Source organism: Pseudomonas sp. GW822-FHT03F04 (genome assembly GCF_058801405.1).
Genome location: NZ_JBXANF010000006.1, coordinates 157,760 through 181,578, shown reverse-complemented (window position 1 = coordinate 181,578; position 23,819 = coordinate 157,760). Strand labels below are relative to the sequence as shown.

The 23,819-nt window shown below is 60.9% G+C and carries 20 protein-coding genes; 11 read left to right on the top strand and 9 right to left on the bottom strand.

Annotated features, from left to right (window positions below; translation table 11 throughout):
- Positions 1-18: 18 nt before the first annotated feature.
- The 4 genes from AC1RMX_RS15815 to AC1RMX_RS15800 form a co-directional block, all read right to left on the bottom strand.
- Positions 19-864, bottom strand: a complete 846-nt coding sequence (locus AC1RMX_RS15815; protein WP_493072516.1) for a cache domain-containing protein — start codon at positions 862-864, stop codon at positions 19-21.
- Positions 865-996: 132 nt separating this feature from the next.
- Positions 997-1,875, bottom strand: a complete 879-nt coding sequence (locus AC1RMX_RS15810) for an ATPase (RefSeq protein ID WP_493072515.1) — start codon at positions 1,873-1,875, stop codon at positions 997-999.
- A 105-nt stretch (positions 1,876-1,980) separates the two neighbouring features.
- On the bottom strand, positions 1,981-2,973 hold the full coding sequence (locus tag AC1RMX_RS15805) for an NAD-dependent epimerase/dehydratase family protein (RefSeq protein WP_493072514.1): 993 nt from the start codon (positions 2,971-2,973) through the stop codon (positions 1,981-1,983).
- A 54-nt stretch (positions 2,974-3,027) separates the two neighbouring features.
- The gene (locus AC1RMX_RS15800; protein WP_096818404.1) at positions 3,028-3,921 is read right to left on the bottom strand and encodes a LysR family transcriptional regulator ArgP; all 894 of its coding nucleotides are present in this window, start codon (positions 3,919-3,921) and stop codon (positions 3,028-3,030) included.
- Positions 3,922-4,017: 96 nt separating this feature from the next.
- Between AC1RMX_RS15800 and AC1RMX_RS15795 the strand changes: the two genes are divergently transcribed.
- From AC1RMX_RS15795 to AC1RMX_RS15750, 10 genes are all read left to right on the top strand, one after another.
- Positions 4,018-4,419, top strand: coding sequence for an ACT domain-containing protein (locus tag AC1RMX_RS15795; RefSeq protein ID WP_007953258.1), 402 nt, complete (start codon positions 4,018-4,020; stop codon positions 4,417-4,419).
- Between the two features lie 5 nt (positions 4,420-4,424).
- Positions 4,425-5,027, top strand: coding sequence for a LysE/ArgO family amino acid transporter (locus AC1RMX_RS15790; RefSeq protein ID WP_065258596.1), 603 nt, complete (start codon positions 4,425-4,427; stop codon positions 5,025-5,027).
- A gap of 176 nt (positions 5,028-5,203) precedes the next feature.
- Positions 5,204-5,800: a superoxide dismutase gene (locus AC1RMX_RS15785; protein ID WP_003227660.1), complete on the top strand. Its 597-nt coding sequence runs from the start codon at positions 5,204-5,206 to the stop codon at positions 5,798-5,800.
- 356 nt (positions 5,801-6,156) lie between these two features.
- Positions 6,157-8,208: a putative bifunctional diguanylate cyclase/phosphodiesterase gene (locus AC1RMX_RS15780; protein ID WP_102620744.1), complete on the top strand. Its 2,052-nt coding sequence runs from the start codon at positions 6,157-6,159 to the stop codon at positions 8,206-8,208.
- A gap of 184 nt (positions 8,209-8,392) precedes the next feature.
- Entirely contained in the window at positions 8,393-9,736 is a 1,344-nt protein-coding gene (locus AC1RMX_RS15775) for an imelysin family protein (RefSeq protein ID WP_096818411.1), read from the top strand.
- A 155-nt stretch (positions 9,737-9,891) separates the two neighbouring features.
- Positions 9,892-11,319, top strand: a complete 1,428-nt coding sequence (locus AC1RMX_RS15770; protein ID WP_493072513.1) for a di-heme oxidoreductase family protein — start codon at positions 9,892-9,894, stop codon at positions 11,317-11,319.
- A gap of 26 nt (positions 11,320-11,345) precedes the next feature.
- Positions 11,346-12,410 carry an imelysin family protein gene (locus tag AC1RMX_RS15765; protein WP_096818414.1) on the top strand — a complete coding sequence of 355 codons (1,065 nt, stop codon included), beginning with the start codon at positions 11,346-11,348 and terminating at the stop codon, positions 12,408-12,410.
- Positions 12,411-12,424: 14 nt separating this feature from the next.
- Positions 12,425-13,525 (top strand): DUF1513 domain-containing protein, encoded by a 1,101-nt coding sequence (locus tag AC1RMX_RS15760; protein WP_493072512.1) that lies wholly within the window; start codon positions 12,425-12,427, stop codon positions 13,523-13,525.
- A gap of 146 nt (positions 13,526-13,671) precedes the next feature.
- Positions 13,672-14,820: an efflux RND transporter periplasmic adaptor subunit gene (locus AC1RMX_RS15755; protein ID WP_096818418.1), complete on the top strand. Its 1,149-nt coding sequence runs from the start codon at positions 13,672-13,674 to the stop codon at positions 14,818-14,820.
- A 13-nt stretch (positions 14,821-14,833) separates the two neighbouring features.
- The gene (locus AC1RMX_RS15750) at positions 14,834-17,869 is read left to right on the top strand and encodes a multidrug efflux RND transporter permease subunit (RefSeq protein WP_096818419.1); all 3,036 of its coding nucleotides are present in this window, start codon (positions 14,834-14,836) and stop codon (positions 17,867-17,869) included.
- 67 nt (positions 17,870-17,936) lie between these two features.
- Here AC1RMX_RS15750 and AC1RMX_RS15745 read toward each other — a convergent pair whose 3' ends face one another.
- The 5 genes from AC1RMX_RS15745 to colR form a co-directional block, all read right to left on the bottom strand.
- Positions 17,937-18,164, bottom strand: coding sequence for a hypothetical protein (locus AC1RMX_RS15745; RefSeq protein WP_102620748.1), 228 nt, complete (start codon positions 18,162-18,164; stop codon positions 17,937-17,939).
- A 2-nt stretch (positions 18,165-18,166) separates the two neighbouring features.
- Complete coding sequence (locus tag AC1RMX_RS15740; RefSeq protein WP_096818422.1) at positions 18,167-18,880, bottom strand: lipopolysaccharide kinase InaA family protein; 714 nt, start codon at positions 18,878-18,880, stop codon at positions 18,167-18,169.
- Positions 18,881-18,884: 4 nt separating this feature from the next.
- Positions 18,885-19,553, bottom strand: a complete 669-nt coding sequence (locus AC1RMX_RS15735) for a class I SAM-dependent methyltransferase (protein ID WP_096818423.1) — start codon at positions 19,551-19,553, stop codon at positions 18,885-18,887.
- Between the two features lie 160 nt (positions 19,554-19,713).
- On the bottom strand, positions 19,714-20,988 hold the full coding sequence (locus AC1RMX_RS15730; protein ID WP_493072511.1) for a sensor histidine kinase: 1,275 nt from the start codon (positions 20,986-20,988) through the stop codon (positions 19,714-19,716).
- Positions 20,978-21,661 (bottom strand): two-component system response regulator ColR, encoded by a 684-nt coding sequence (colR, locus tag AC1RMX_RS15725; RefSeq protein ID WP_065258608.1) that lies wholly within the window; start codon positions 21,659-21,661, stop codon positions 20,978-20,980. Before colR ends, AC1RMX_RS15730 begins: the two co-directional genes overlap by 11 nt.
- 203 nt (positions 21,662-21,864) lie before the next feature.
- Here colR and AC1RMX_RS15720 point away from each other — a divergent pair, with 203 nt between their 5' ends.
- Positions 21,865-23,814, top strand: coding sequence for an LTA synthase family protein (locus AC1RMX_RS15720; RefSeq protein ID WP_096818427.1), 1,950 nt, complete (start codon positions 21,865-21,867; stop codon positions 23,812-23,814).
- Positions 23,815-23,819: the final 5 nt, after the last annotated feature.

Here is a 23,819-nt window from a genome sequence, read left to right as displayed (position 1 = left end):
CGTGGGAGCCCACTGGGATCAAGCGCTGTAATAACCGACCGCCACCAGGAAATCCCCGACCTTCTTCAGGTAGGCATGTTTGTCCTCGACCTTGCCGGTCACCGGGTTCTTCCAACGATATTCATACTCGCCTTCATCCTGTTTGCCGATCAGCGCCAGAATCGGCTCGCCCACCGGTTTGCCTTCCGGGTCCTTGACCTTGGCGAAGTCGGTATTGATCAACCGCAGGTTGGTGCCATGGGCGACGTAACGTTGGGTTTTCAGGTCCACCACGAACACGTAAAGGTCGTCCTGCAGGTAACCGCCCTTGAGCGAGTTGACCGCCATCAGCATGCCCTTTTCGTCCTTGGTCAAATCAGTGGCGGCTTTGTCGAGCAATGATTTCGCCTGTTCTGCCGATGCTCGCGGCAAGTAATAACCGACCGCCAGAATCCGCTGACCGATGCGCTGATAGAACACATGCTTGCGCTCGACCTTGCCGTCGGCCTGATTCTGCCAGCGATATTCGGCTTGCTGGATGCCGTTGCCTTCCGGCACTTTCAGCGCGTCCTTGAACGCTTTCTGCAAATCCGGCCCGAGCACTTCGCTCACGTCCCGGCCGATCAGCGCCGAAGACGGCCCGCCGCTGGCGAGCATCACGCCCTTGGTATCGACCACGAACACGTAGCGATCCTTGTCGACGAATTCGCCCTGGCGGCTGAACGCCGCGAACGCCTTGTCGCCATTGTCGTGATAGTAGGCCAGAGCCTTTTCCAGCAAGGCGATGGCGGCCTTGCTGTCATCCTTTTCCGTGGCCGCATTGGCCTGTCCGAAACTCAACAACAGCACCGCGCCGAGCCAGGCCAGTTTTTGCACAAACCCCATGACGCATCCCTCGTTCTTGTTGGTGTTTCAAGAGCGTAGACGGCCTGACGGCAGGTATGGATATTCAGAAAGCTTCTGAATGTTGCGATGGGTGTGTGGCGAGGGCGTTCGCGCCCTCGCCACAGAAGGGGCTCACGGCCGGGCGTTGATCTGCTGTTGCAGGTTCTGGATCTGCGCCTGCAGGGTGTTGAGGTTGCGGGTCATCTGCCCACGGAACGCATCGAACTCGGCGGTGCTGGAGCCGCCCTGTGCCGAAGCCGGACGGTTGTCCTGCTCGCTCTTGAGCACAACGATTTCCTGTTCCAGACGATCGATCGCGGCGTTCGACCCGCCTTGTTTTTTCAGGGCCGTGATGTCGGCGCCGAGGCTCTTGAACTGCGCATCGAAACCCTTGACCTGTGCATCGAAGTTTTTCAGCTGGGCATCGACCTTGCTGGTGTCGGCCGGCGTGCTTTTCAGCGTTGCCAGCTCTGCACTCAGGGCTTTGACCTGAGCCTGCAACTGAGTGTTGGCGTTCTGCTGTTCAGTGGTCTGGGCGGTCATCTGCGCCAGACGCTTGTCCAGATCCGTCGCCTGACCCGCCACACCCTGCTGCTGTTTGCTCTGATCCTGCAGTGCGCTTTGCAACTGTTTGATCTGCAGTTTCAGCGCTTCGCTGTCGGTGTTGACGTTGGTCTGGCTGGCCACGACCTTGCCGGAAATGTCCTGCAGGCGTCCCGCCGCTTCTTCACTGATCCGCGCGAAACTTTCCTGGGTCGCCACCAGTTGCTGCTCCATCAGCGAGATCTGCTGGAAACTCCACCAGGCCAGACCGATGAAGGCAAAGAACAATGCGCCAACCAGCGCCCACAATGGCCCGGTGCTGGCCGACTTTACCTTGACCACGGGTGGCGTGCGCGAATGCACGGAAGTGCGAGTGGTGGTAGGGAAATCGTCGTCATCGAGTGTGTCGGCGCGCAGGCTCGGAACATCGTCGAAATCGTCGTCGTGTGCATCGTTACGCATGGACATTGAGGCAACCTTTGTGAAACCCGGTAATGGCTGATTGCGGCGCAGTATAAACCCCGCAGCCGCAGGGATTGACCCCCAACCCGTGGCTGGGTTCAGCACTTCGTATCAACGAATGTCCTGGGCCTTCCACCAGCCACAGAACTCATCGAGGGCCGTCCAGAGACTGACTTTCGGATCGTAGTCCAGATAATGCCGGGCGCGACTGATGTCGAGGGTGAAATTTTTGTTCATCACCTGCATGCCCAGCCGCGACAGGGTCGGTTCGGGACGTCCCGGCCAGAGTTTGCATGCGCCTTCGTTGAGCGCCGCCACACTGTAGGCCAGCCCGTAGGAACGGTACTTGGTGACCTGTGGGATTTCCATTTTGCGCATCACGTAATTGACCACATCCCACAGCGGCACCGGGGCACCGTTGCTGATGTTGTAGGCCTTGCCCAGTGCCGAACCGGCCGCCAGAAGACTGCTCAACAACGCTTCGTTGAGGTTGTGCACGCTGGTGAAGTCGACCTTGTTCAGGCCGTTGCCGATGATTGCCAGACGCCCTTTGCGCTGCATCTTCAGCAGGCGCGGGAAAATGCTCATGTCCCCGGCGCCGGTGACGAAACGCGGGCGCAGGGCCAGGGTTTCGAGGCCGAATTCCTGGGCGCCGAAGACCTTTTGCTCGGCCAGATACTTGGTCGCCGCGTAGTGGTGTTTAAAGCGCTTGGGCACTTGTTCTTCGGTCAGGCCGAGGTGGTCGCGGCCGTCAAAATAGATCGACGGCGACGACAGATGCACCAGGCGCCGCACCCGTTGCTTGAGGCAGGCTTCGACCACGTTTTCGGTGACCTGCACATTGCCCTGATGAAAGTCCTGATAACGGCCCCACAACCCGACCGCGCCGGCGCAATGCACCACGGCTTCAACGTCGGTGCAGAGCGCACGCACCAGTTCCGGATCGCTCAGGTCGCCCTGAACGAACTCGGCACCCCGACGCACCAAATGCTCGACACCTTCGGCCCGGCGACCGTTGACCCGCACGTCCAGGCCCTGCTCCAGGGCAAAACGCGCAAAGCGTCCGCCAATGAAGCCGCTTGCGCCGGTGACCAGAATTTTCATGTAGAGCTCCGCTGTCTTTCGTTTTGCCTGATTCGTGAGTCTTGACGCTGGCCGTCAGTCCAACGGCACCAGCCATTGCGACGACGAACGCACCAGTTGGTCGGTCAACAACCCCAGCAACTGGCCGCCATTGCGCCAATGATGCCAGTACAACGGCACGTCGATCGGTTTATCTGGCAACAGTTCGCGCAATACGCCGCGTTCCAGTTGCTCGCGCACCTGCAATTCCGGCACCAGCCCCCAGCCGAGCCCGGCTTCGGTCAGGCGGATAAAACCTTCGGATGACGGACACAAATGATGTTCGAAACCACCATCGACGCCGAGGGACGCAAGGTAGCGGTGTTGCAGAAAGTCGTCTGGACCGAACACCAGCGCCGGGGTGCGCGGCAGTTGTTCGGCCCGCACGCCGTCGGGGAAATGCCGTTCGATGAATGCCGGGCTGGCCAGCGCCCGATAGCGCATCGCCCCGAGCAACACACTGCGGGCGCCCGCCACCGGCCGTTCACTGGCGCAGACACAGGCCGCCACTTCACCGGCGCGCATGCGCTTGAGGCCGACGGTCTGGTCTTCGACGATCAGGTCCAGCAACAGATGTTGCTCGGCGCAGAAGTCGCCCACCGCCTCGGCCCACCAGGTGGCGAGGCTGTCGGCGTTCAGCGCGATGCGCAGCCGTTCCGGCAGGCCCTCTTCGTCCAGCGCCGGCACCAGCGTCTGCAAATCCCGTTCGAGCAGGCGCACCTGCTGCACATGGTTGAGCAGGCGCCGACCGATCTCGGTGGGTGATGGCGGCGTCCCGCGCACCAGCACCGGCTGGCCAACCCGCGCTTCCAGCAGTTTGATCCGCTGGGAAATCGCCGATTGCGAAAGGCCCAGCACCTGCGCCGCCCGTTCGAATCCGGCCTGCTCGACCACGGCGGCCAGAGCGGAAAGCAATTTGTAGTCGAACATCAGTTTTCCTAATGAGCGATCAGCACTATTGGTTTTTCTTATACAGCGTCTGCCCGGAGAATAGCCAGCAAGCACTCTTTATCAAGGACCACCCCCATGGCTGGCGAAACCTCTTTGACCACCCTGCTGCGCAGCATGAGCCCGCAGCTCAATGCCGGCGAATACGTGTTCTGCACCTTGCGCGACGGTCAGTTGCCGAGCGGTCTGGAGGTCGTGGGCAGTTTCCGCGAACAGGAAGGCCTGACGGTGATTCTGGAACGGTCCCACGCCGAACGCGCCGGTTTCAGTTTCGACTACGTTGCGGCCTGGATCACCTTGAACGTGCATTCGGCGCTGGAAGCCGTCGGCCTGACCGCCGCATTCGCCACCGCACTGGGCAAGGCCGGTATCAGCTGCAACGTGATTGCCGGCTACTACCACGACCATTTGTTCGTCGGTCAGGCCGACGCCGAACGCGCCATGCAAGTGCTGCGCGATCTCGCAGCCAACGCGGAGTAATTGTCATGTGGCAAAGCTATACCAACGGTTTGCTGGTGGCGTTCGGGCTGATCATGGCGATCGGCACCCAGAATGCTTTTGTCCTGGCCCAGAGCCTGCGTCGTGAGCATCACCTGCCGGTTGCCGCGCTGTGCGTCGCCTGCGATGCGCTGCTGGTGGCGGCGGGCGTGTTCGGTCTGGCCACGGTGCTGGCGCAGAACCCGACGTTGCTGGCGGTTGCCCGCTGGGGCGGCGCGGTGTTCCTGATCTGGTACGGCAGCCAGGCGTTGCGCCGGGCCTGCTCGAAACAGAGCCTGCAACAGGGTGAAAACCAGACCGTGCGTTCATTGCGCGCGGTGATGCTCAGTGCACTGGCGGTGACCCTGCTCAACCCGCACGTCTATCTGGACACCGTGCTGCTGATCGGCTCCCTTGGCGCGCAACAGTCAGTGCCCGGCGCTTATGTCGTGGGCGCGGCGAGCGCTTCGCTGCTGTGGTTTTTCACTCTGGCGTTCGGCGCGGCATGGCTGGCACCGTGGCTGGCACGGCCGGGTACGTGGCGAATTCTCGATCTGCTGGTGGCGGTAATGATGTTTACGGTGGCCGGGCAATTGATATTGGCTTCGTGATTTATTCCAAAAGGCTCTGGAACCTCTATCCCACACAGTTGTTGCGTGGTTATGCCGCACCCCCGGTGCTATGATCCGAACCCTGCGCCGCAAAGAGTAAAAACTCGCCGGTGCATTTCTGGCCGCCCGTGATCGGCCTTGCGCTCACCGCAACAGACCTGATTAGGAGAATCATCATGGCTTTCGAATTGCCGCCGCTGCCTTACGCACACGATGCCCTGCAGCCGCACATTTCCAAGGAAACCCTGGAATTCCACCACGACAAGCACCACAACACCTACGTCGTGAACCTGAACAACCTGGTGCCAGGCACCGAGTTCGAAGGCAAGACCCTGGAAGAAATCGTCAAGACTTCCTCGGGTGGCATCTTCAACAACGCCGCTCAGGTCTGGAACCACACCTTCTACTGGAACTGCCTGGCGCCAAACGCCGGCGGTCAACCAACCGGCGCCCTGGCTGAAGCCATCAACGCTGCTTTCGGTTCGTTCGACAAGTTCAAGGAAGAGTTCAGCAAAACCTCGATCGGCACCTTCGGTTCCGGCTGGGGCTGGCTGGTGAAAAAGGCTGACGGTTCCCTGGCTCTGGCCAGCACCATCGGCGCCGGCAACCCGCTGACCAGCGGCGACACCCCGCTGCTGACCTGCGACGTCTGGGAACACGCTTACTACATCGACTACCGTAACCTGCGTCCTAAGTACGTCGAGGCGTTCTGGAACCTGGTCAACTGGAAGTTCGTGGCCGAGCAGTTCGAAGGCAAGACCTTCACCGCTTAAGCTGCGCGCCAGACAAAAAACCCGGCTATTGCCGGGTTTTTTTATGCCTGCGAAAAACACGAAGGTGAATCTGATCGCAAACAGGGCCATTTCCCACACGCAAAGCAGCCCTTGTCCCCTTGCTCCCGAGCCACAGCGGACTAACATCAAACAGAGGAAAAAATGTCCGACGCCCCTCAAGTTGGAGGCCAAAACTACCGACACAGTACAACCAGGGCAAATACTCCAGGCAGCAGCATTTCGGCCAAGGCCACGGACAAATTTTCCGCGGCTCGATTGTCCCTTTGACTGCCAACACGGGATTGCCAATACTCATGGCAACTTGACGCTACCCGCACGGAACAAGGAATAACCCTTTGAAGCTGGAACTCAAGAACAGCTTGTCGGTGAAGTTGCTCCGGGTCGTGCTCCTGTCGGCATTGATCGTCGGCGTGGTCTTGAGCTGCGCGCAGATCGTTTTCGATGCCTATAAAACACGCCAGGCCGTCGCCGGCGATGCCGAACGCATCCTCGACATGTTCCGCGATCCTTCAACCCAGGCCGTCTACAGCCTGGACCGGGAGATGGGCATGCAGGTGATCGAAGGCCTGTTCCAGGACGACGCCGTGCGCCAGGCCTCCATCGGGCATCCCAACGAAGCGATGCTCGCGCAGAAATCCCGTGAATTGCAGCATTCCAACAGCCGCTGGCTGACCGACCTGATTCTCGGCCAGGAGCGCACGTTCACCACCCAACTGGTGGGTCGCGGCCCCTACAGCGAATATTACGGCGACCTGAGCATCACCCTCGACACCGCCACCTACGGTCAGGGTTTCATCGTCAGTTCAGTGATCATCTTCATTTCCGGCGTATTGCGCGCCCTGGCCATGGGCCTGGTGCTGTATCTGGTCTATCACTGGCTGCTGACCAAGCCGCTGTCGCGGATCATCGAGCACCTCACGGAAATCAACCCGGACCGCCCCAGCGAACACAAGATTCCGCAGCTCAAGGGCCACGAGAAGAACGAACTCGGCATCTGGATCAACACCGCCAACCAGTTGCTCGAATCCATCGAACGCAACACCCATCTGCGCCACGAAGCGGAGAACAGTCTGCTGCGCATGGCCCAGTACGATTTCCTCACCGGCCTGCCGAACCGTCAGCAATTGCAGCAACAGCTGGACAAGATTCTGGTGGACGCCGGCAAGCTGCAGCGCCGGGTCGCGGTGTTGTGCGTCGGGCTGGATGACTTCAAGGGCATCAACGAACAATTCAGCTACCAGACCGGCGACCAATTGCTGTTGGCCCTCGCTGATCGCCTGCGCGCCCACAGCGGCCGTCTCGGCGCCCTCGCCCGCCTGGGCGGCGACCAGTTCGCCCTGGTACAGGCCGACATCGAACAACCTTACGAAGCGGCGGAACTGGCGCAAAGCATCCTCGATGATCTGGAAGCGGCATTCGCCCTCGACCATCAGGAAATCCGCCTGCGCGCCACCATCGGCATCACCCTGTTCCCGGAGGACGGCGACAGCACCGAGAAGCTGTTGCAGAAAGCCGAGCAGACCATGACCCTGGCCAAGACCCGCTCGCGCAACCGCTATCAGTTCTATATCGCCAGCGTCGACAGCGAGATGCGCCGTCGCCGCGAACTGGAAAAAGACCTGCGCGATGCCTTGCTGCGGGATCAGTTCTACCTCGTCTATCAGCCACAGATCAGCTACCGCGATCACCGCGTGGTCGGTGTCGAGGCCCTGATCCGCTGGCAACATCCGGAGCACGGACTGGTGCCGCCGGACCTGTTCATTCCGCTGGCCGAACAGAACGGTACGATCATCGCCATCGGCGAGTGGGTGCTGGATCAGGCCTGCAAACAACTGCGCGAATGGCACGATCAGGGTTTCGTCGACCTGCGCATGGCGGTCAACCTGTCCACCGTGCAACTGCACCACGCCGAGCTGCCCCGGGTGGTCAACAACCTGTTGCAGATGTACCGCCTGCCGCCGCGAAGCCTGGAACTGGAAGTCACCGAAACCGGCCTGATGGAAGACATCAGCACCGCCGCCCAGCACTTGCTGAGCCTGCGCCGCTCCGGCGCACTGATCGCCATCGACGACTTCGGAACCGGCTACTCCTCGCTGAGCTATCTCAAGAGTCTGCCGCTGGACAAGATCAAGATCGACAAGAGCTTCGTCCAGGATCTGCTGGATGACGACGATGACGCGACCATCGTTCGCGCCATCATTCAACTGGGCAAAAGCCTCGGCATGCAGGTGATCGCAGAAGGCGTGGAAACCGCCGAACAGGAGACCTACATCATCTCCGAAGGCTGCCATGAAGGTCAGGGCTATCACTACAGCAAGCCGCTGCCGGCGCGGGAGTTGAGCGTTTATCTCAAACAGGCCCAGCGCAGCAACGCGGCGATCCTCTGAACGCTGCCGGCAAGGGCCGCCACGCGCCTTGTGCCCGGCACCGTTGATCCAGCGCAAACCCCGCGCGAATAGGAAATATTTCCAGCCACAACCCTTTACACATAATGCGAAAGATTTGCATTATGTCGCAGCTTTTGCGCACCCCCGCGCCTGTCCACTCAATTACCGAAGCAGGATGTTCGCCATGATTCGTATGCCTCTGGCTACCGCCAGTCTGCTGGCCATCGCTATTTCCCTCGCCGGTTGCGGCGAAGGCAAAGACAAGGCCGCCGCTCCAGCAGCGCCGACGCCAGCCGCCAGCACCGCCGCGCCGGCGGCTCCTGCCACTGCCGGTAAAGTCGACGAGGCCGCTGCCAAGGCTGTGGTCGCGCACTACGCCGACATGGTCTTCGCCGTTTACAGCGATGCCGAATCCACCGCGAAAACCCTGCAGACCGCTATCGACGCTTTCCTCGCCAAGCCGAACGCCGACACGCTGAAGGCCGCACGTGCAGCCTGGGTTGCCGCCCGCGTTCCTTACCTGCAGAGCGAAGTGTTCCGCTTCGGCAACACCATCATCGACGACTGGGAAGGTCAGGTTAACTCCTGGCCTCTGGACGAAGGCCTGATCGACTACGTCGACAAATCCTACGAACACGCACTGGGCAACCCGGGCGCCACCGCCAACATCATCGCCAACACCGAAGTACAGGTCGGCGAAGACAAGGTCGACGTCAAGGACATCACTCCGGAAAAACTCGCCAGCCTGAACGAGCTGGGCGGTTCCGAAGCCAACGTTGCCACCGGCTACCACGCCATCGAATTCCTGCTCTGGGGCCAGGACCTGAACGGCACCGGCCCTGGCGCCGGCAACCGTCCGGCATCGGATTACCTGGAAGGCGCTGGCGCCACCGGCGGTCACAACGATCGTCGTCGTGCCTACCTGAAAGCCGTGACCCAACTGCTGGTCAGCGACCTGGAAGAAATGGTCGGCAACTGGAAGCCGAACGTGGCCGACAACTACCGCGCCACCCTGGAAGCCGAACCGGCCGAAAGCGGCCTGCGCAAAATGCTGTTCGGCATGGGCAGCCTGTCTCTGGGCGAGCTGGCTGGCGAGCGCATGAAGGTGTCCCTGGAAGCGAACTCCCCGGAAGACGAACAGGACTGCTTCAGCGACAACACCCACAACTCGCACTTCTACGATGCCAAAGGCATTCGTAACGTTTACCTGGGCGAATACACCCGCGTCGACGGCACCAAAATGACCGGCGCCAGCCTGTCGTCGCTGGTGGCCAAGGTTGACCCGGCTGCCGACACCGCCCTGAAAGCCGATCTGGCCGCTACCGAAGCCAAGATCCAGGTCATGGTCGATCACGCCAACAAGGGTGAGCACTACGACCAGTTGATCGCCGCCGGCAACACCGCTGGCAACCAGATCGTTCGTGACGCCATCGCCTCGCTGGTCAAGCAGACCGGTTCGATCGAAACGGCGGCCGGCAAGCTGGGTATCAGCGACCTGAACCCGGACAACGCTGATCACGAGTTCTGATCAAGCGCGTCTGACTGAACAAGGCGACCTCCGGGTCGCCTTGTTCGTTCTGGCTGACCTGACGTGTATCAAGCAAACGATAATTCCTCTTATTCAAACCCCCTCGCCCTGTTAGACTTTGCGCCTTTAAATTCGCCCCTCTTGCAGGAAGTCTGATGCCCTCGCTGCCTCTTCGCTTGTCCGCACTGTTTCTGGCCCTGGGCCTGAGTGCCTGCGATGACGCCCCGCGTTTCACCAAGGCCGAGCCCGGCGAAGCCCGCTCCGGCGGCGCCGCGACCGTACGCAAGACGGATCAGAATTCATTTTCCCTGCCCTCCGCGAATCTTCCGCCCTCGCGTCGGGTGGACTTCAGCGTCGGCAACAGCTTCTTTCGCAGCCCTTGGGTGATCGCACCGTCGACCACCACCGCCCGCGACGGCCTCGGCCCGTTGTTCAACACCAACGCCTGCCAGGGCTGCCACATCAAGGACGGCCGCGGCCATCCGCCGACGCCGGATGCGCCCAACGCCGTATCGATGCTGGTGCGCCTGTCGATTCCCGATGCGCCGCAGTACGCCAGATTGATCGAGCAGGTCGGCGTGGTGCCGGAGCCGGTCTACGGTGGGCAGTTCCAGGACATGGCCGTGCCCGGCGTTGCACCGGAAGGCAAGGTGCGGGTCGATTACACGCCAGTGCCGGTGCGCTTCAAGGACGGCACCGAAATCGAGCTGCGCAAGCCGGTCTTACAGATCACCCAGCTCGGCTACGGCCCGATGCACCCGGACACACGTTTCTCCGCACGCGTTGCGCCACCGATGATCGGCCTGGGTCTGCTCGAAGCCATCCCCGAGGAAGCGATTCTCGCCAACGCCGCCGCGCAGGCCAAAGAAAACAACGGCATCAACGGCCGGCCCAACCGCGTCTGGGATGACGCACAGCAAAAGACGGTCATGGGGCGATTTGGCTGGAAAGCCGGCCAACCGAACCTCAATCAACAAAATGTTCACGCGTTTTCTGGTGATATGGGCCTCACCACGAGCCTGAGACCGTTTGATGACTGCACCGACGCGCAAATCGCCTGCAAACAGGCGCCGAATGGCAATGGCCCGGACGGCGAACCTGAAGTCAGCGATAACATCCTGCGCCTGGTGCTGTTCTACAGCCGCAACCTCGCCGTTCCCGCACGCAGGGGCGTCAACGATGCCCAGGTGCTGGCCGGCAAGAATCTGTTTTTCCAGGCTGGCTGCCAGTCCTGTCATACACCGAAATACACCACCGCCGCCAACGCGGCCGAACCTGAACTGGCCAATCAAGTGATTCGCCCGTACAGCGATCTGCTGCTGCATGACATGGGCGAAGGCCTGGCCGACAACCGCACCGAATTCCAGGCCAGCGGCCGCGACTGGCGCACGCCGCCGTTGTGGGGCATCGGCCTGACGCAGGCGGTCAGCGGTCACACTCAGTTTCTGCACGACGGCCGCGCCCGCAACCTGCTCGAAGCGGTGCTCTGGCATGGCGGCGAAGCCAAGGCGGCGCAGCAACAGGTTTTGTCTTTCAATGCCGAGCAGCGTGCCGCGCTGCTGGCGTTTTTGAATTCACTTTAAACACTTAAAAGAATCGGGAGCCCGACATGTTCCGTCCCAAGCTGTTGTTCACCAGCCTTGCCGCACTGGCCCTCGGCGCGTGCTCGCCACAAGACCCGCAAGCGGTCACCTCGGCCGCCATCGCCAAATCGGTGATCCTGCCGACTTACACCCGCTGGGTCGAAGCCGACAAGCAACTGGCTGTCAGCGCCCTCGCCTACTGTCAGGGCAAGGAAAACCTGGAAACCGCCCGCGCCGACTTCCTGCACGCGCAGAAAGCCTGGGCCGAGCTGCAACCGCTGCTGATCGGTCCACTGGCCGAGGGCAATCGCTCGTGGCAGGTGCAGTTCTGGCCGGACAAGAAAAACCTGGTCGGCCGTCAGGTCGAGCAACTGGTCACCGCCCAGCCGCAGATCGATGCCGCTGCACTGGCCAAGTCCAGCGTCGTGGTCCAGGGCCTGTCGGCCTACGAGTACATCCTGTTCGACGCCAAGCCTGACGTGGCCAACGACGCGCAGAAAGCCAAGTACTGCCCGCTACTGGTGGCCATTGGCGAGCGCCAGAAACTCCTGGCCGAAGAGATCCTCAGCAGCTGGAACAACACCGACGGCATGCTTGCGCAGATGAGCAAGTTCCCGAACCAGCGCTACGCCGATTCCCACGAAGCGATCGCTGATCTGCTGCGGGTACAGGTCACCGCCCTCGACACCCTGAAGAAAAAGCTCGGTACGCCAATGGGCCGCCAGAGCAAAGGCGTACCGCAACCGTTCCAGGCCGATGCGTGGCGCAGCCAGTCGTCGCTGACGGCCATGGAAGCCAGCCTCGCCGCCGCCAAGACCGTTTGGGAAGGCGTCGACAACAAAGGCCTGCGCGGCTTGCTGCCAACTGAGCAGAAACCATTGGCGGACAAGATCGACGCCGCTTACGCAGCCTCGCTCAAACTGTTCGGCAGCACTCAACGCTCGCTGACTGAAATGCTCGAAGACGACGCCGGTCGCCAGCAACTCAACGACATCTACGACAGCCTCAACGTCGTCCATCGCCTGCACGAAGGCGAACTGGCCAAGGCGCTGGGCATCCAACTGGGCTTCAACGCCAACGACGGTGACTGATGAGGGCAAGTGCCATGCTGCGACGCCAGGCTCTGACTTTAGGTAGTTTGCTGCTGGGAGCAGTGACACTGGGCGGCTGGACGCTGTTCAAGCGCAAGGATCAGAGCCCGCTGCTGCTGTCGGCGCGGGACGACACCGACGGCAAGCACTACGCCGTCGGCTATCGACTGGACGGCACGCGAGTGTTCGCCACTGAAGTCGGCCAGCGCTGCCACGACATCATCAATCACCCGACGCTGCCGATCGCGCTGTTCGTCGCCCGGCGTCCGGGCACCGAGAGCTACCTGATCGACCTGCGCGACGGTGCGTTGTTGCAGACCGTGCCCTCGCAGCCGAACCGGCATTTTTACGGCCACGCGGTGATCCACCACAGCGGCGATTACCTGTACGCCACCGAGAACGACACCACCGATCCGGGCCGCGGCCTGCTCGGGGTGTACAAGTTCGAGGGTGAACGGCTGGTGCACAGCGGCGAGATTTCCACCCACGGTCTCGGCCCGCATCAAGTGTCGTGGATGCCCGACGGTGAAACCCTGGTGGTGGCCAACGGCGGGATCCGCACCGAAGCCGAAAGCCGGGTCGACATGAACCTCGACGCCATGGAACCGAGCCTGGTGCTGATGCAACGCGACGGCACCCTGCTGAGCAAGGAAACCCTCGCCCAGTCGATGAACAGCGTGCGGCACCTGGGGATCGCCGGCGACGGCACCATCGTCGCCGGCCAGCAATTCATGGGGCCTTCCCAGGAGCGTTCCGAGTTGCTGGCGATCAAACGTCCGGGCCAGCCGTTCGTGGCGTTCCCGGTGCCGGAGCATCAGTTGCAGTCGATGGGTCATTACACCGCCAGCGTCGCCGTCCACAGCGACCTGCGTCTGGTGGCGCTGACCGCACCGCGTGGCAACCGCTTCTTCATCTGGGATCTGGACAGCGGCGAAGTACGCCTCGATGCACCGTTACCCGACTGCGCCGGTGTCGGTGCGGTGAAGGACGGTTTTGTCGTGACCTCGGGGCAAGGACGTTGCCGTTATTACGATTGCCGCCAGGACGAACTGCTGGCCAAACCGCTGGATTTGCCCGCAGGGCTCTGGGACAACCATCTTCATCTGATGGCCTGAAATTCGCCGCCGACCGCTCGGTCGGCGGCACCGCTTTTCTACACCTTCCTCCATCACACCCTGTAAAAACTGGCAGTTGGAATCCCTGCCGGAGTCGGGGTAATGTGCCCGCCTGTCTCGCCTGATTTTCTCCAAGGAACTGGAATATGCTGCGTCGCCGCATGCTGATCATGTTGGGTGTTGTACTGCTGATCGTTCTGCTCCTCGCCGGTTACAAGGCCTTCTCGATCTACACGATGATCCAGGGCTTTGCCAAACCGAAGCCGCCGATCAGCGTCGCCGTGGCCACCGCCGCCGAGCGCCCGTGGCAGATGCGCCTGCCTACCGTCGGCACGCTCAAGGCGCTGCAGGGTGTCGAGCTGAGCCTGGAAGTCGCCGGCACCGTGACCGAACTCAAGTTCGAATCAGGCCAGAAGGTCAAGGCCGGGCAACCGTTGCTGCAACTCGACAGCGCCGTCGAATCCGCACTGCTGGAAACCGCCAAGGCCGACCTCGGTCTGGCGCAACTGGACTTCGGCCGTGGCAGCCAGCTGGTTGGCAGCAGTGCCATTTCAAAAGGCGAGTACGACCGACTCTCGGCGGTCCTGCAAAAGAACAAGGCCACGGTCAATCAGCTCAATGCATCGCTGGCAAAAAAACGCATTTCCGCACCGTTCAGCGGCACCATCGGCATCCGTCAGGTCGACGTCGGTGACTATCTCGCCAGCGGCACGAAAATCGCCACCCTGCAGGATCTGAGCAGCCTCTACGCCGACTTCTATGTGCCTGAGCAATCTGTGCCGAAGCTGGCCATCGGTCAGCCAGTGCAGATTTCGGTTGCCGCCTATCCCGGGCAGAACTTCCCTGGCGCGATCAGCGCGATCAACCCGATTGTCGAAAGCACCACCCGCAACATTCTGGTCCGCGCGACGCTGGCCAATCCCGACGGCAAGTTGCTGCCGGGCATGTTCGCCAGCCTTGAAGTGCTGCTGCCGGACCCGCAGAAGCACATCGTCGTGCCGGAAAGCGCGATCACCTACACCCTTTACGGCAACTCGATCTACGTGGTCGGGCAGAAGAAAGCCGAGGACGGCAGTGTCGAGAAAGACGACAAGGGCCAACCGGTACTGATCGCCGAGCGCCGTTTCATTGAAACCGGTGAGCGCCGCGAGGGGCTGGTGATGATCAACAAGGGCGTGCAGAGCGGCGAACAAGTGGTGACGGCCGGCCAGATCAAACTGGACAACGGCGCGCACATCGCCATCAGTGACGACAAGACCCTCGGCGAGCAGAACAGTCCGCGCCGCGCTGACTGATCAAGGAATCCTCATGGCCTTTACCGATCCGTTCATTCGCCGCCCGGTGCTCGCCACCGTGGTCAGCCTGCTGATTGTGCTGCTGGGCTTCCAGGCCTGGAGCAAGCTGCCGCTGCGCCAGTACCCGCAAATGGAAAACGCCCTGATCACGGTGACCACCGCCTACCCCGGGGCCAACGCCGAAACCATCCAGGGCTACATCACCCAGCCGATGCAGCAGAGCCTGGCGAGCGCCGAGGGCATCGACTACATGACCTCGGTCAGTCGGCAGAACTTCTCGGTGATTTCGATCTACGCACGCATCGGTTCCAACAGCGACCGCTTGTTCACCGAACTGCTGGCCAAGGCCAACGAGGTGAAAAACAAACTGCCACAGGATGCCGAAGACCCGGTACTGAGCAAGGAAGCCGCCGATGCCTCGGCACTGATGTACATCAGCTTCTTCAGCAAGGAACTGAGCAACCCGCAGATCACGGACTACCTGTCGCGGGTGATCCAGCCAAAACTGGCGACGCTGCCAGGCATGGCCGAAGCCGAGATTCTGGGTAACCAGGTGTTCGCCATGCGCCTGTGGATCGACCCGGTGAAACTCGCCGGTTTCGGCCTCAGCGCCAGCGACGTGAGCAACGCGGTGCGCCAGTACAACTTCCTCTCCGCCGCCGGCGAGGTAAAAGGCGAGTACGTGGTCACCAGTATCAACGCCAACACCGAACTGAAGTCGGCCGAGGCCTTCGGCAAGATTCCGCTCAAGGTCAGTGGTGACAGCCGTGTGCTGCTCAGCGATGTGGCGCGGGTGGAAATGGGGGCGGAGAACTACAACTCCATCAGTTCCTTCGGTGGTACGCCCTCGGTGTACATCGGGATCAAGGCGACGCCCGGCGCCAACCCGCTCGACGTGATCAAGGAAGTGCGCAAGATCATGCCCGAGCTGGAGGCCCAGTTGCCGCCCAACCTCAAGAGCGAGATCGCCTACGACGCGACGCTGTTCATCCAGGCCTCCATCGACGAGGTGGTGAAAACCTTGTTCGAAGCGGTGCTGATCGTGATCGTGGTGGTGTTCCTGTTCCTCGGCGCCCTGCGCTCGGTGGTGATCCCGGTGGTGACCATTCCGCTGTCGATGATCGGCGTGATGTTCTTCATGCAGATGATGGGCTACTCGATCAATCTGCTGACCCTGCTGGCGATGGTGCTGGCGATCGGTCTAGTGGTGGACGATGCCATCGTCGTGGTGGAAAACATCCACCGACATATCGAAGAAGGCAAGACACCGCTGGACGCCGCACTTGAGGGCGCCCGGGAAATCGCGATGCCGGTGGTCTCGATGACCATCACCCTGGCAGCGGTGTATGCGCCGATCGGTTTCCTCACCGGGCTGACCGGGGCACTCTTCAAGGAGTTTGCGTTGACTCTGGCCGGGGCCGTGGTGATTTCCGGCATCGTCGCCCTGACCCTGTCACCGATGATGTGTGCCTTTCTGTTGCGACATGAAGAAAACCCCAGCGGACTTGCCCACCGACTCGACCGGATCTTCGAAAACCTCAAGCGACGCTATCAGAGCATGCTCCACGGCACCCTCAACACCCGGCCAGTGGTGCTGGTGTTCGCAGTGATCGTGCTGTGCCTGATTCCAGTGCTGCTCAAGTTCACCAAATCGGAACTGGCGCCGGATGAAGACCAGGGCATCATTTTCATGATGGCCAACGCGCCGCAGCCGACCAACCTCGATTACCTGAACACCTACACCGACGAGTTCGTGAAGATCTTCAAGGAATTCCCGGAGTACTACTCCTCGTTCCAGATCAACGGCTACAACGGTGTGCAGACCGGTATCGGCGGTTTTCTGCTCAAACCGTGGAACGAGCGCAGCCGTACACAGATGCAGATTCTTCCCGAGGTGCAGGGCAAACTCGGCAACATCCCGGGGTTGCAGATCTTCGGCTTCAACCTGCCTTCCCTGCCCGGCACCGGCGAGGGTCTTCCGTTCGAATTCGTGATCAACACGGCCAATGACTACGAGCTGTTGCTGCAGGTGGCTGACCGGATCAAGAAGCGTGCGATGGAGTCGGGCAAGTTCGCGTTCGTCGACCTTGACCTGGCCTTCGACAAACCGGAGGTGGTGGTCGATATCGACCGCGCCAAGGCGGCGCAGATGGGCGTGTCGATGCAGGATCTGGGCGGCACCCTCGCCACCCTGCTTGGCGAAGCGGAGATAAACCGCTTCACCATCGAGGGTCGCAGTTACAAGGTCATCGCCCAGGTTGAACGGGCCTACCGTGACAATCCGGACTGGCTGAACAATTACTACGTGAAAAACACCCAGGGCGAGTTGTTGCCGCTGTCGACCCTGATCACCGTGACCGACCGGGCACGACCGCGACAGCTCAACCAGTTCCAGCAGCTCAATGCGGCGAAGCTGTCCGGGTTCCCACTGGTCAGCATGGGCGAGGCCATCGAGAGCGTGGTGCAGATCGCCCGGGAAGAGGCACCCGCCGGTTTTGCTTTCGATTACGGCGGCGCTTCACGGCAGTTCGTACAGGAAGGCAGCGCGCTGTGGGTCACCTTCGCGTTGGCGCTGGCGATCATTTTCCTGGTGCTGGCGGCGCAGTTCGAGAGTTTCCGCGACCCGCTGGTGATCCTGGTGACCGTACCGCTGTCGATTTGCGGGGCGCTGATTCCGCTGTTCCTCGGCTGGTCGAGCATGAACATCTACACCCAGGTCGGGCTCGTGACACTGATCGGCCTGATCAGTAAACACGGGATCCTGATCGTCGAATTTGCCAATCAACTGCGCAAGGAAAAGGGCCTGACGCCCCGTGAAGCGGTCGAGGAAGCGGCGGCGATTCGCTTGCGACCCGTCCTGATGACCACCGCTGCCATGGTGTTCGGCATGGTGCCGTTGATCCTCGCCAGTGGCGCGGGTGCGGTGAGCCGCTTCGATATCGGGACGGTGATTGCCACCGGGATGTCGATCGGGACGTTGTTTACGTTGTTCGTCTTGCCCTGCGTCTACACCGTGCTGGCCAAACCCGATCCCAAACCCTCCACCTGACCGCCGCTTCCACACAAGCATAAAAAAAGGCCTCGCATGTGCGAGGCCTTTGGCTCTTGTAGACGTTTCAACTCTGCGGCCTCATCCCTTGAGAAAGTCCGAACATGAACAGCAGCAAATCATGGTCGGGCTTGGTTGCCACGGAGGCTTTCGCCACCCGCGGCATCGGACAATGGGCATCGTTGGTCGATGCCCCGATCACTTGCATGCGTGGCTGTTCCCAGGCCGCCACCGCCAAAGATGCAACTGCCAAGGCTCCTACCAGAAACAAACCTCGCGCAATTTCTAGTTTCATCGCTATAAACCTTTGATAGCGCTGCCAAACGCCGTCTCATAAAAATAGACGAGTTTCTTCCAGTCCGTAGGGCTGAACGACGAGTGGCGGCGCAATTGTTTCATGTCATGGGAGGCCGCGCGATGAGCGGTCAGGCGTTGACGGCACTTTTCCAGATCGATCAGGGCCACTTCGACTTTGGCTGACTCACCCTCGCCGGTGACGCGGACAAATACGTGCTTGATGTAAATGCAGCTGTGCTGCCAGCGACCCTTGTGCATGCGAGCCAGGTTCTCCGCGAGATCCTTGAGTACACGCTCATACACCGCTTCACCGTACTGCTCGCGGCCGCCTGCCGCTTCCCACTGTTCAAGCTCCTGAAAGCCGTCCAGCGACTTGGTGACCAGCAACGCCCGCCACTTGTGCTGCGGGTCAGGCTGAGCACCGCAAAAGACAATTTCCGGCACCCGGACGCCGAGTTTCGTTACACCGGTCAGTGCATCCAGTTCACGCAAAACAGTCGGTCGCCCGAACGGGTGCAGCCAACTGCGATAGATATGGCCTGTCTGGCGCTTGGCATACAGCAGTTGACCATCGCGCCCCACCACCCGCTGTACACCACTTTCACCACCACGACGCACGTTGGGTTCTTCCACCCATTCACCGCGCTGGTTCCAGTAGTAGTCAAAGCGATCCTGGGGAGCGACTCCCGTTTCTGCTGCAAATTGCACTGCCATCCTCTTACCTCTTGCGTAGTACGTAAACTCGCCACATGGCATAGAGCGGAATAAAGTCCAGTTGTTCCTGGATCCTGAATCCTGCCTCTTCGAATTCCTTTTCAACCGTAGCGGCCGGTAGCACAAATCGATTCTGGTAACCTTCCTGCCCGCGTTTTTTCTCGGCGCGCTTGCGTTTCCAGGCCTTGAAATTGCCATCTACCCACAACGAAATGATCACACTGTCCCGGGTAACGCGTTCGAACTCACGCAAAATCGTCTGCCGATGCTCGGCCTCGCCGATGTGGTGCAGCAGACGCATGCAGAAAATGCTGTCCACGGAGTTGTCAGGCAACGCAATGTCGAACGCCGATGTGTGCAAGGGTTGTACCCGTTTCACCACATCCGCCGGTTGGGCCTGCATCGCCGTCTTGATCATCGACTCGGAATTGTCTGCCCCGATGATCACCCGATTGGGCTTCTCTGCCAGCAATGGCCAGAAACGCCCGGCACCGCACGGCAGATCCAGCACCAGCCCCGGCTCACCGACCAGGGTCAGTGCCTTGCGAGCCAACTGCTGATCTCGCCAGTTGGACAAACGACGCCCCAGACCATCCTGATGCTTGCGCAGGTATTTCTGCGCGTGGTTGTCGTCGTACTTTTCGGAAAAATCGAGTTTGATCGGGCCGGCCATCGTCGGGACTCCTGAATGCTGATAGCTCCACCTTAGGCACGGGAGTGTCAGCGTCAGGTCATCCCTTTGTGAAAAAAACGTCGCGTAAACCCCCGAACTATTTCAAGGTTATACAGGATTCGTTCAGGTTGGCAGCTTTTTTACGTCGCCCGGGAGGGATTCAGCGCTTGCCAAGATCTACTTCGAAACGGCAGCCATTGGGCTCCATCGTACTCAATGTGACACTCCAGCCCTGGTTCTCGCAGATGCGCTGTACCAATGACAGACCGAGCCCCAGACCCTCTCCACGCTTTTCGCTGCCCCGTACGAAGGGCTGGAACATCGCCTCGCGTTTCTCCTCGGGAATGCCCACGCCCGAGTCCTCGACCACAAAGCCGTTGTCATTGAGCGTCAGCCGAATGAAGCCATGCTCGGTGTAGTGCAACGCATTACGCAGCAGGTTGCCCATCACGGCATTGAGCAGGGTGGCGTTGTAACGGGTTTCCGGCGGGTTGCCCGGTTCGAAAATCAGATTCAGGCCCTTGGACTCGATCGGCTCGCGCCACAGGCCCAACAGATTGTCCGCCACCTGGCCGAGACTGTGCTGGGGCGCTGCCCCCGCATCTTCGCGCTGGGCACGGGCCAGCATCAGGAAAGTCTGCACCAGTTCGCGCATTTCTTCGCTGGCACGGGCGATGCGTTCGACCTGGGCGCGGCCGCGCTGATCGATGCCCGGGTTTTCCAGCAGCAGCTCACAGGAACTGGCCAGCACCATCAGCGGTGTACGCAACTCATGGCTGACGTCACTGGTGAACAGCCGCTCACGCGTCAGCGCCTGACGCAAACGCCCCAGCGTCGCATCGAATGCCACCGCCAGTTCACCCACTTCATCGGCGGCGTAGTCCGGCGCCAGCGGCGGTGCGAGCCCCAGCAACTGATCGCGATGACGCACCTGACGCGCCAGCCGGACCACCGGCGCCATCACCTTGCGTGCCAGCACCCAGCCGAGGAAAACCGCCAGCGCCAGGCTGAGCACGAAGCCCACCAGCACCACGGCAAACAGTACGCGCTCACGCTCTTCGAAATCGCTTTGATCCTGCAGCAGCACATAGCGCCGGCCGTCGACGATTTCGACCATCGCGTGATACGACAGCTGCTCGCGGAAGACTTCGTGGAACCCGGAATCCAGATGCCGCAGATCCTTGGGCAACTCGAAGTCACCCGGGCCGCCGCTGAAATAGAACAGTTGATCCGGCTCCGGCCGATGGCTCCAGTCCGAGACGTTGTCCATCAACAACAGGCGCTGCAAGTCGCCGCCCAGTCCTGCGGAAATCAGTTTTTCTTCCACCAGGTGCACGGTCGCGACGATGCCCATGGCGAAGGCCCCTGCCACCAGTGCGCTCATCAGCGCAAAGGCGATGATGATCCGCTGGGCAAGGCTTTGCTTAAACTCCATCGCGGCCCTCGGCCAAGCGATAACCCACGCCGTGCACAGTGTGCAGCAGTGGTTTGGCGAACGGCTTGTCGATCACCTGACGCAATTGGTGGACGTGGCTGCGCAGGCTGTCGCTGTCCGGGCAGTCATCGCCCCACAGGGCTTCTTCGAGAATTTCCCGACGCAGTACATGCGGGCTCTTCTGCATCAGCACCGCGAGCAGCTTGAGGCCGACCGGGTTGAGCTTGAGCAGCTTGCCTTCGCGGGTCACTTCGAGTGTGTCGAGGTCGTAGCTCAGGTCACCGACCTGCAGGGAACGGCGACCGCCGCCCTGGGTCCGGCGCATCACAGCTTCGACCCGCGCGGCCAGTTCCGACAACGCAAAGGGTTTGACCAGGTAATCGTCAGCCCCGGACTTGAAGCCCTGCAGGCGATCGTCGAGTTGATCGCGGGCGGTGAGCATGATCACCGGCGTGTCGCGGCGCGCATCTTCGCGCAGGCGTTTGCACAGGGTGTAGCCGTCGATGCCGGGCAACATGATGTCGAGCACGATCAGGTCATAGTGCTCGGTAGCCGCCAGATGCAGGCCCGACAGACCGTCCTGGGCGCAATCGACGGTATAGCCCTTCAGGCCCAGGTAATCGGCCAGGTTGGCCAGGATATCGCGGTTGTCTTCGACCAATAGAATTCGCATGGGCACCTCTTCCGTACACAGTAACGGCCGTCATGGCCCGCGCAGCTTACGGCCAACTTCGGCTCAGGGCTAGGGTTGCAGCCCCGACAGATCGATTTGCTCAACCAACATAAATCTTTAACAAAGTTTTCACTATCGGTTCACAACCTCATTACAGTGGCTTCGCGAAACTCCCGCGCCATTGATAAAAGGAAAAGAAAACAATGGGTTTCTTCAAGACAGCGCCTATGCGCTATCTGCTGCTGGTCACCGGTGCCTGGCTGGTCGTGTTTCTCCTTACCCGTATCGTACTGCTGCTGACTCATCTGGATGAGGCCGGTGGCGGTGCGCTGTCCGTGTTCGGTGTCGGTCTGGTCTACGACCTGGGCTTCCTCGCCTATGCCGCTTTGCCGATGGGCCTGTATCTGCTGCTGTGCCCGCCGGCCTTGTGGCGCCGTCGCGGTCACCGCTGGTTCCTGCAGGGACTGCTGACCGTCAGCCTGTACGCCATGCTGTTCACGGCGGTGGCCGAATGGCTGTTCTGGGATGAGTTCGGGGTGCGCTTCAACTTCATCGCCGTCGACTACCTGGTGTACTCCGACGAAGTGCTGAACAACGTGCTGGAGTCATATCCGATCGGCAAGTTGCTGAGCATCCTGGCGGTTCTGGCCGTGGGGCTGAGTCTTGTCTTGCGCAAGGCATTCAATGCAGCGCTCAACGCTCCGCTACCGCCATTGCGCGGTCGGCTGCTGAATGCCTTGGCGCTGTTGGTGGTGGCGGGCCTCAGCCTGCAACTGGTCAGTCAGGACGCACCGCGTGCCCAGGGCGGCAACGCCTATCAGAATGAACTGGCGAGCAATGGCCCGTATCAGTTCTTCGCCGCGTTCCGTAACAACGAACTGGACTACAGCCAGTTCTACAAGAGCCTGCCAGCGGACAAGGTTGCCGGTCAGATTCGTGCCGAACTGAACGAGCCCAATGCCCGTTTCGTCGGCCAGGATCCGCAGGACATCCGTCGCAATATCGATAACCCCGGCGTCACCCGCAAGCCGAACATCGTGCTGGTGACCATCGAAAGCCTGAGCGCCAAATACCTGGGCAGCAATGGTGATGGCCGCAACCTGACGCCGAACCTCGACGCCTTGCGCAAGCAGAGCCTGTACTTCAACAATTTCTACGCCACCGGCACTCGCACAGACCGTGGACTGGAAGCCATCACCCTGGCCATTCCACCGACGCCGGGCCGTTCGATCGTCAAGCGCATCGGTCGCGAAAGCGGTTTCGCCAGCCTCGGCCAGCAATTGAGCGCTGTCGGCTATGACAGCGTGTTCGTGTACGGCGGGCGTGGCTACTTCGACAACATGAACGCGTTCTTCAGTGGCAACGGTTATCGCGTTGTCGATCAGAGCAGCGTCGATGAGTCGGAGATTCACTTCAAGAACGCCTGGGGCATGGCTGACGAGGATCTGTACAAACAGACCCTGAAGCTGGCGGACGCCGACTACGCCAAGCAGCAGCCTTTCCTGTTGCAGCTGATGACCACCTCCAACCATCGTCCGTACACCTATCCGGATAACCGGATCGATATCAAGTCCGGCAACGGTCGTGATGGTGCGGTGAAGTACACCGACTACGCCATCGGCCAGTTCCTGGCGCAGGCGCGTGAGAAGCCGTGGTTCGACAACACGATCTTCATCTTCGTTGCTGACCACACCGCCGGCAGCGCGGGCAAGGAAGACCTGCCGATCACCAACTACCAGATCCCGCTGTTCATCTATGCACCGAAGCTGATCGAAGCACGGGAGAACGCGCAACTGGCCAGCCAGATCGACCTCGCGCCGACTCTGCTGGGGCTGCTGAACCTGGATTACCAGTCGACGTTCTTCGGTCGCAATCTGCTGCAGGACAACCCGCTGCCGCCTCGGGTCGTGGTGGGCAACTATCAGCATCTGGGGCTGTTCGACGGCAAGGATCTGGCGATCCTCAGTCCACGCCAGGGCCTGCGCCGGCATGACGACGCACTGACCGAAAGCCGCGAGTCCCGGGTCAACAGCGACGACCCGCTGGTGAGTCGCGCCATCACGTATTACCAAACCGCCAGTTATGGCTTCAAGCAACAGCTGCTTGGCTGGAAAGCGCCCAAGGAGGGTGCCGCGCAAGTCAGCGATCGTTAATCGAA

Coding starts and splice junctions, on each gene's coding strand:
- AC1RMX_RS15815 (WP_493072516.1), bottom strand. CDS start 864: ATGGGGTTTGTGCAAAAACTGGCCTGGCTCGGCGCGGTGCTGTTGTTG.
- AC1RMX_RS15810 (WP_493072515.1), bottom strand. CDS start 1,875: ATGTCCATGCGTAACGATGCACACGACGACGATTTCGACGATGTTCCG.
- AC1RMX_RS15805 (WP_493072514.1), bottom strand. CDS start 2,973: ATGAAAATTCTGGTCACCGGCGCAAGCGGCTTCATTGGCGGACGCTTT.
- AC1RMX_RS15800 (WP_096818404.1), bottom strand. CDS start 3,921: ATGTTCGACTACAAATTGCTTTCCGCTCTGGCCGCCGTGGTCGAGCAG.
- AC1RMX_RS15795 (WP_007953258.1), top strand. CDS start 4,018: ATGGCTGGCGAAACCTCTTTGACCACCCTGCTGCGCAGCATGAGCCCG.
- AC1RMX_RS15790 (WP_065258596.1), top strand. CDS start 4,425: ATGTGGCAAAGCTATACCAACGGTTTGCTGGTGGCGTTCGGGCTGATC.
- AC1RMX_RS15785 (WP_003227660.1), top strand. CDS start 5,204: ATGGCTTTCGAATTGCCGCCGCTGCCTTACGCACACGATGCCCTGCAG.
- AC1RMX_RS15775 (WP_096818411.1), top strand. CDS start 8,393: ATGATTCGTATGCCTCTGGCTACCGCCAGTCTGCTGGCCATCGCTATT.
- AC1RMX_RS15770 (WP_493072513.1), top strand. CDS start 9,892: ATGCCCTCGCTGCCTCTTCGCTTGTCCGCACTGTTTCTGGCCCTGGGC.
- AC1RMX_RS15765 (WP_096818414.1), top strand. CDS start 11,346: ATGTTCCGTCCCAAGCTGTTGTTCACCAGCCTTGCCGCACTGGCCCTC.
- AC1RMX_RS15760 (WP_493072512.1), top strand. CDS start 12,425: ATGCTGCGACGCCAGGCTCTGACTTTAGGTAGTTTGCTGCTGGGAGCA.
- AC1RMX_RS15755 (WP_096818418.1), top strand. CDS start 13,672: ATGCTGCGTCGCCGCATGCTGATCATGTTGGGTGTTGTACTGCTGATC.
- AC1RMX_RS15750 (WP_096818419.1), top strand. CDS start 14,834: ATGGCCTTTACCGATCCGTTCATTCGCCGCCCGGTGCTCGCCACCGTG.
- AC1RMX_RS15745 (WP_102620748.1), bottom strand. CDS start 18,164: ATGAAACTAGAAATTGCGCGAGGTTTGTTTCTGGTAGGAGCCTTGGCA.
- AC1RMX_RS15740 (WP_096818422.1), bottom strand. CDS start 18,880: ATGGCAGTGCAATTTGCAGCAGAAACGGGAGTCGCTCCCCAGGATCGC.
- AC1RMX_RS15735 (WP_096818423.1), bottom strand. CDS start 19,553: ATGGCCGGCCCGATCAAACTCGATTTTTCCGAAAAGTACGACGACAAC.
- AC1RMX_RS15730 (WP_493072511.1), bottom strand. CDS start 20,988: ATGGAGTTTAAGCAAAGCCTTGCCCAGCGGATCATCATCGCCTTTGCG.
- colR (WP_065258608.1), bottom strand. CDS start 21,661: ATGCGAATTCTATTGGTCGAAGACAACCGCGATATCCTGGCCAACCTG.
- AC1RMX_RS15720 (WP_096818427.1), top strand. CDS start 21,865: ATGGGTTTCTTCAAGACAGCGCCTATGCGCTATCTGCTGCTGGTCACC.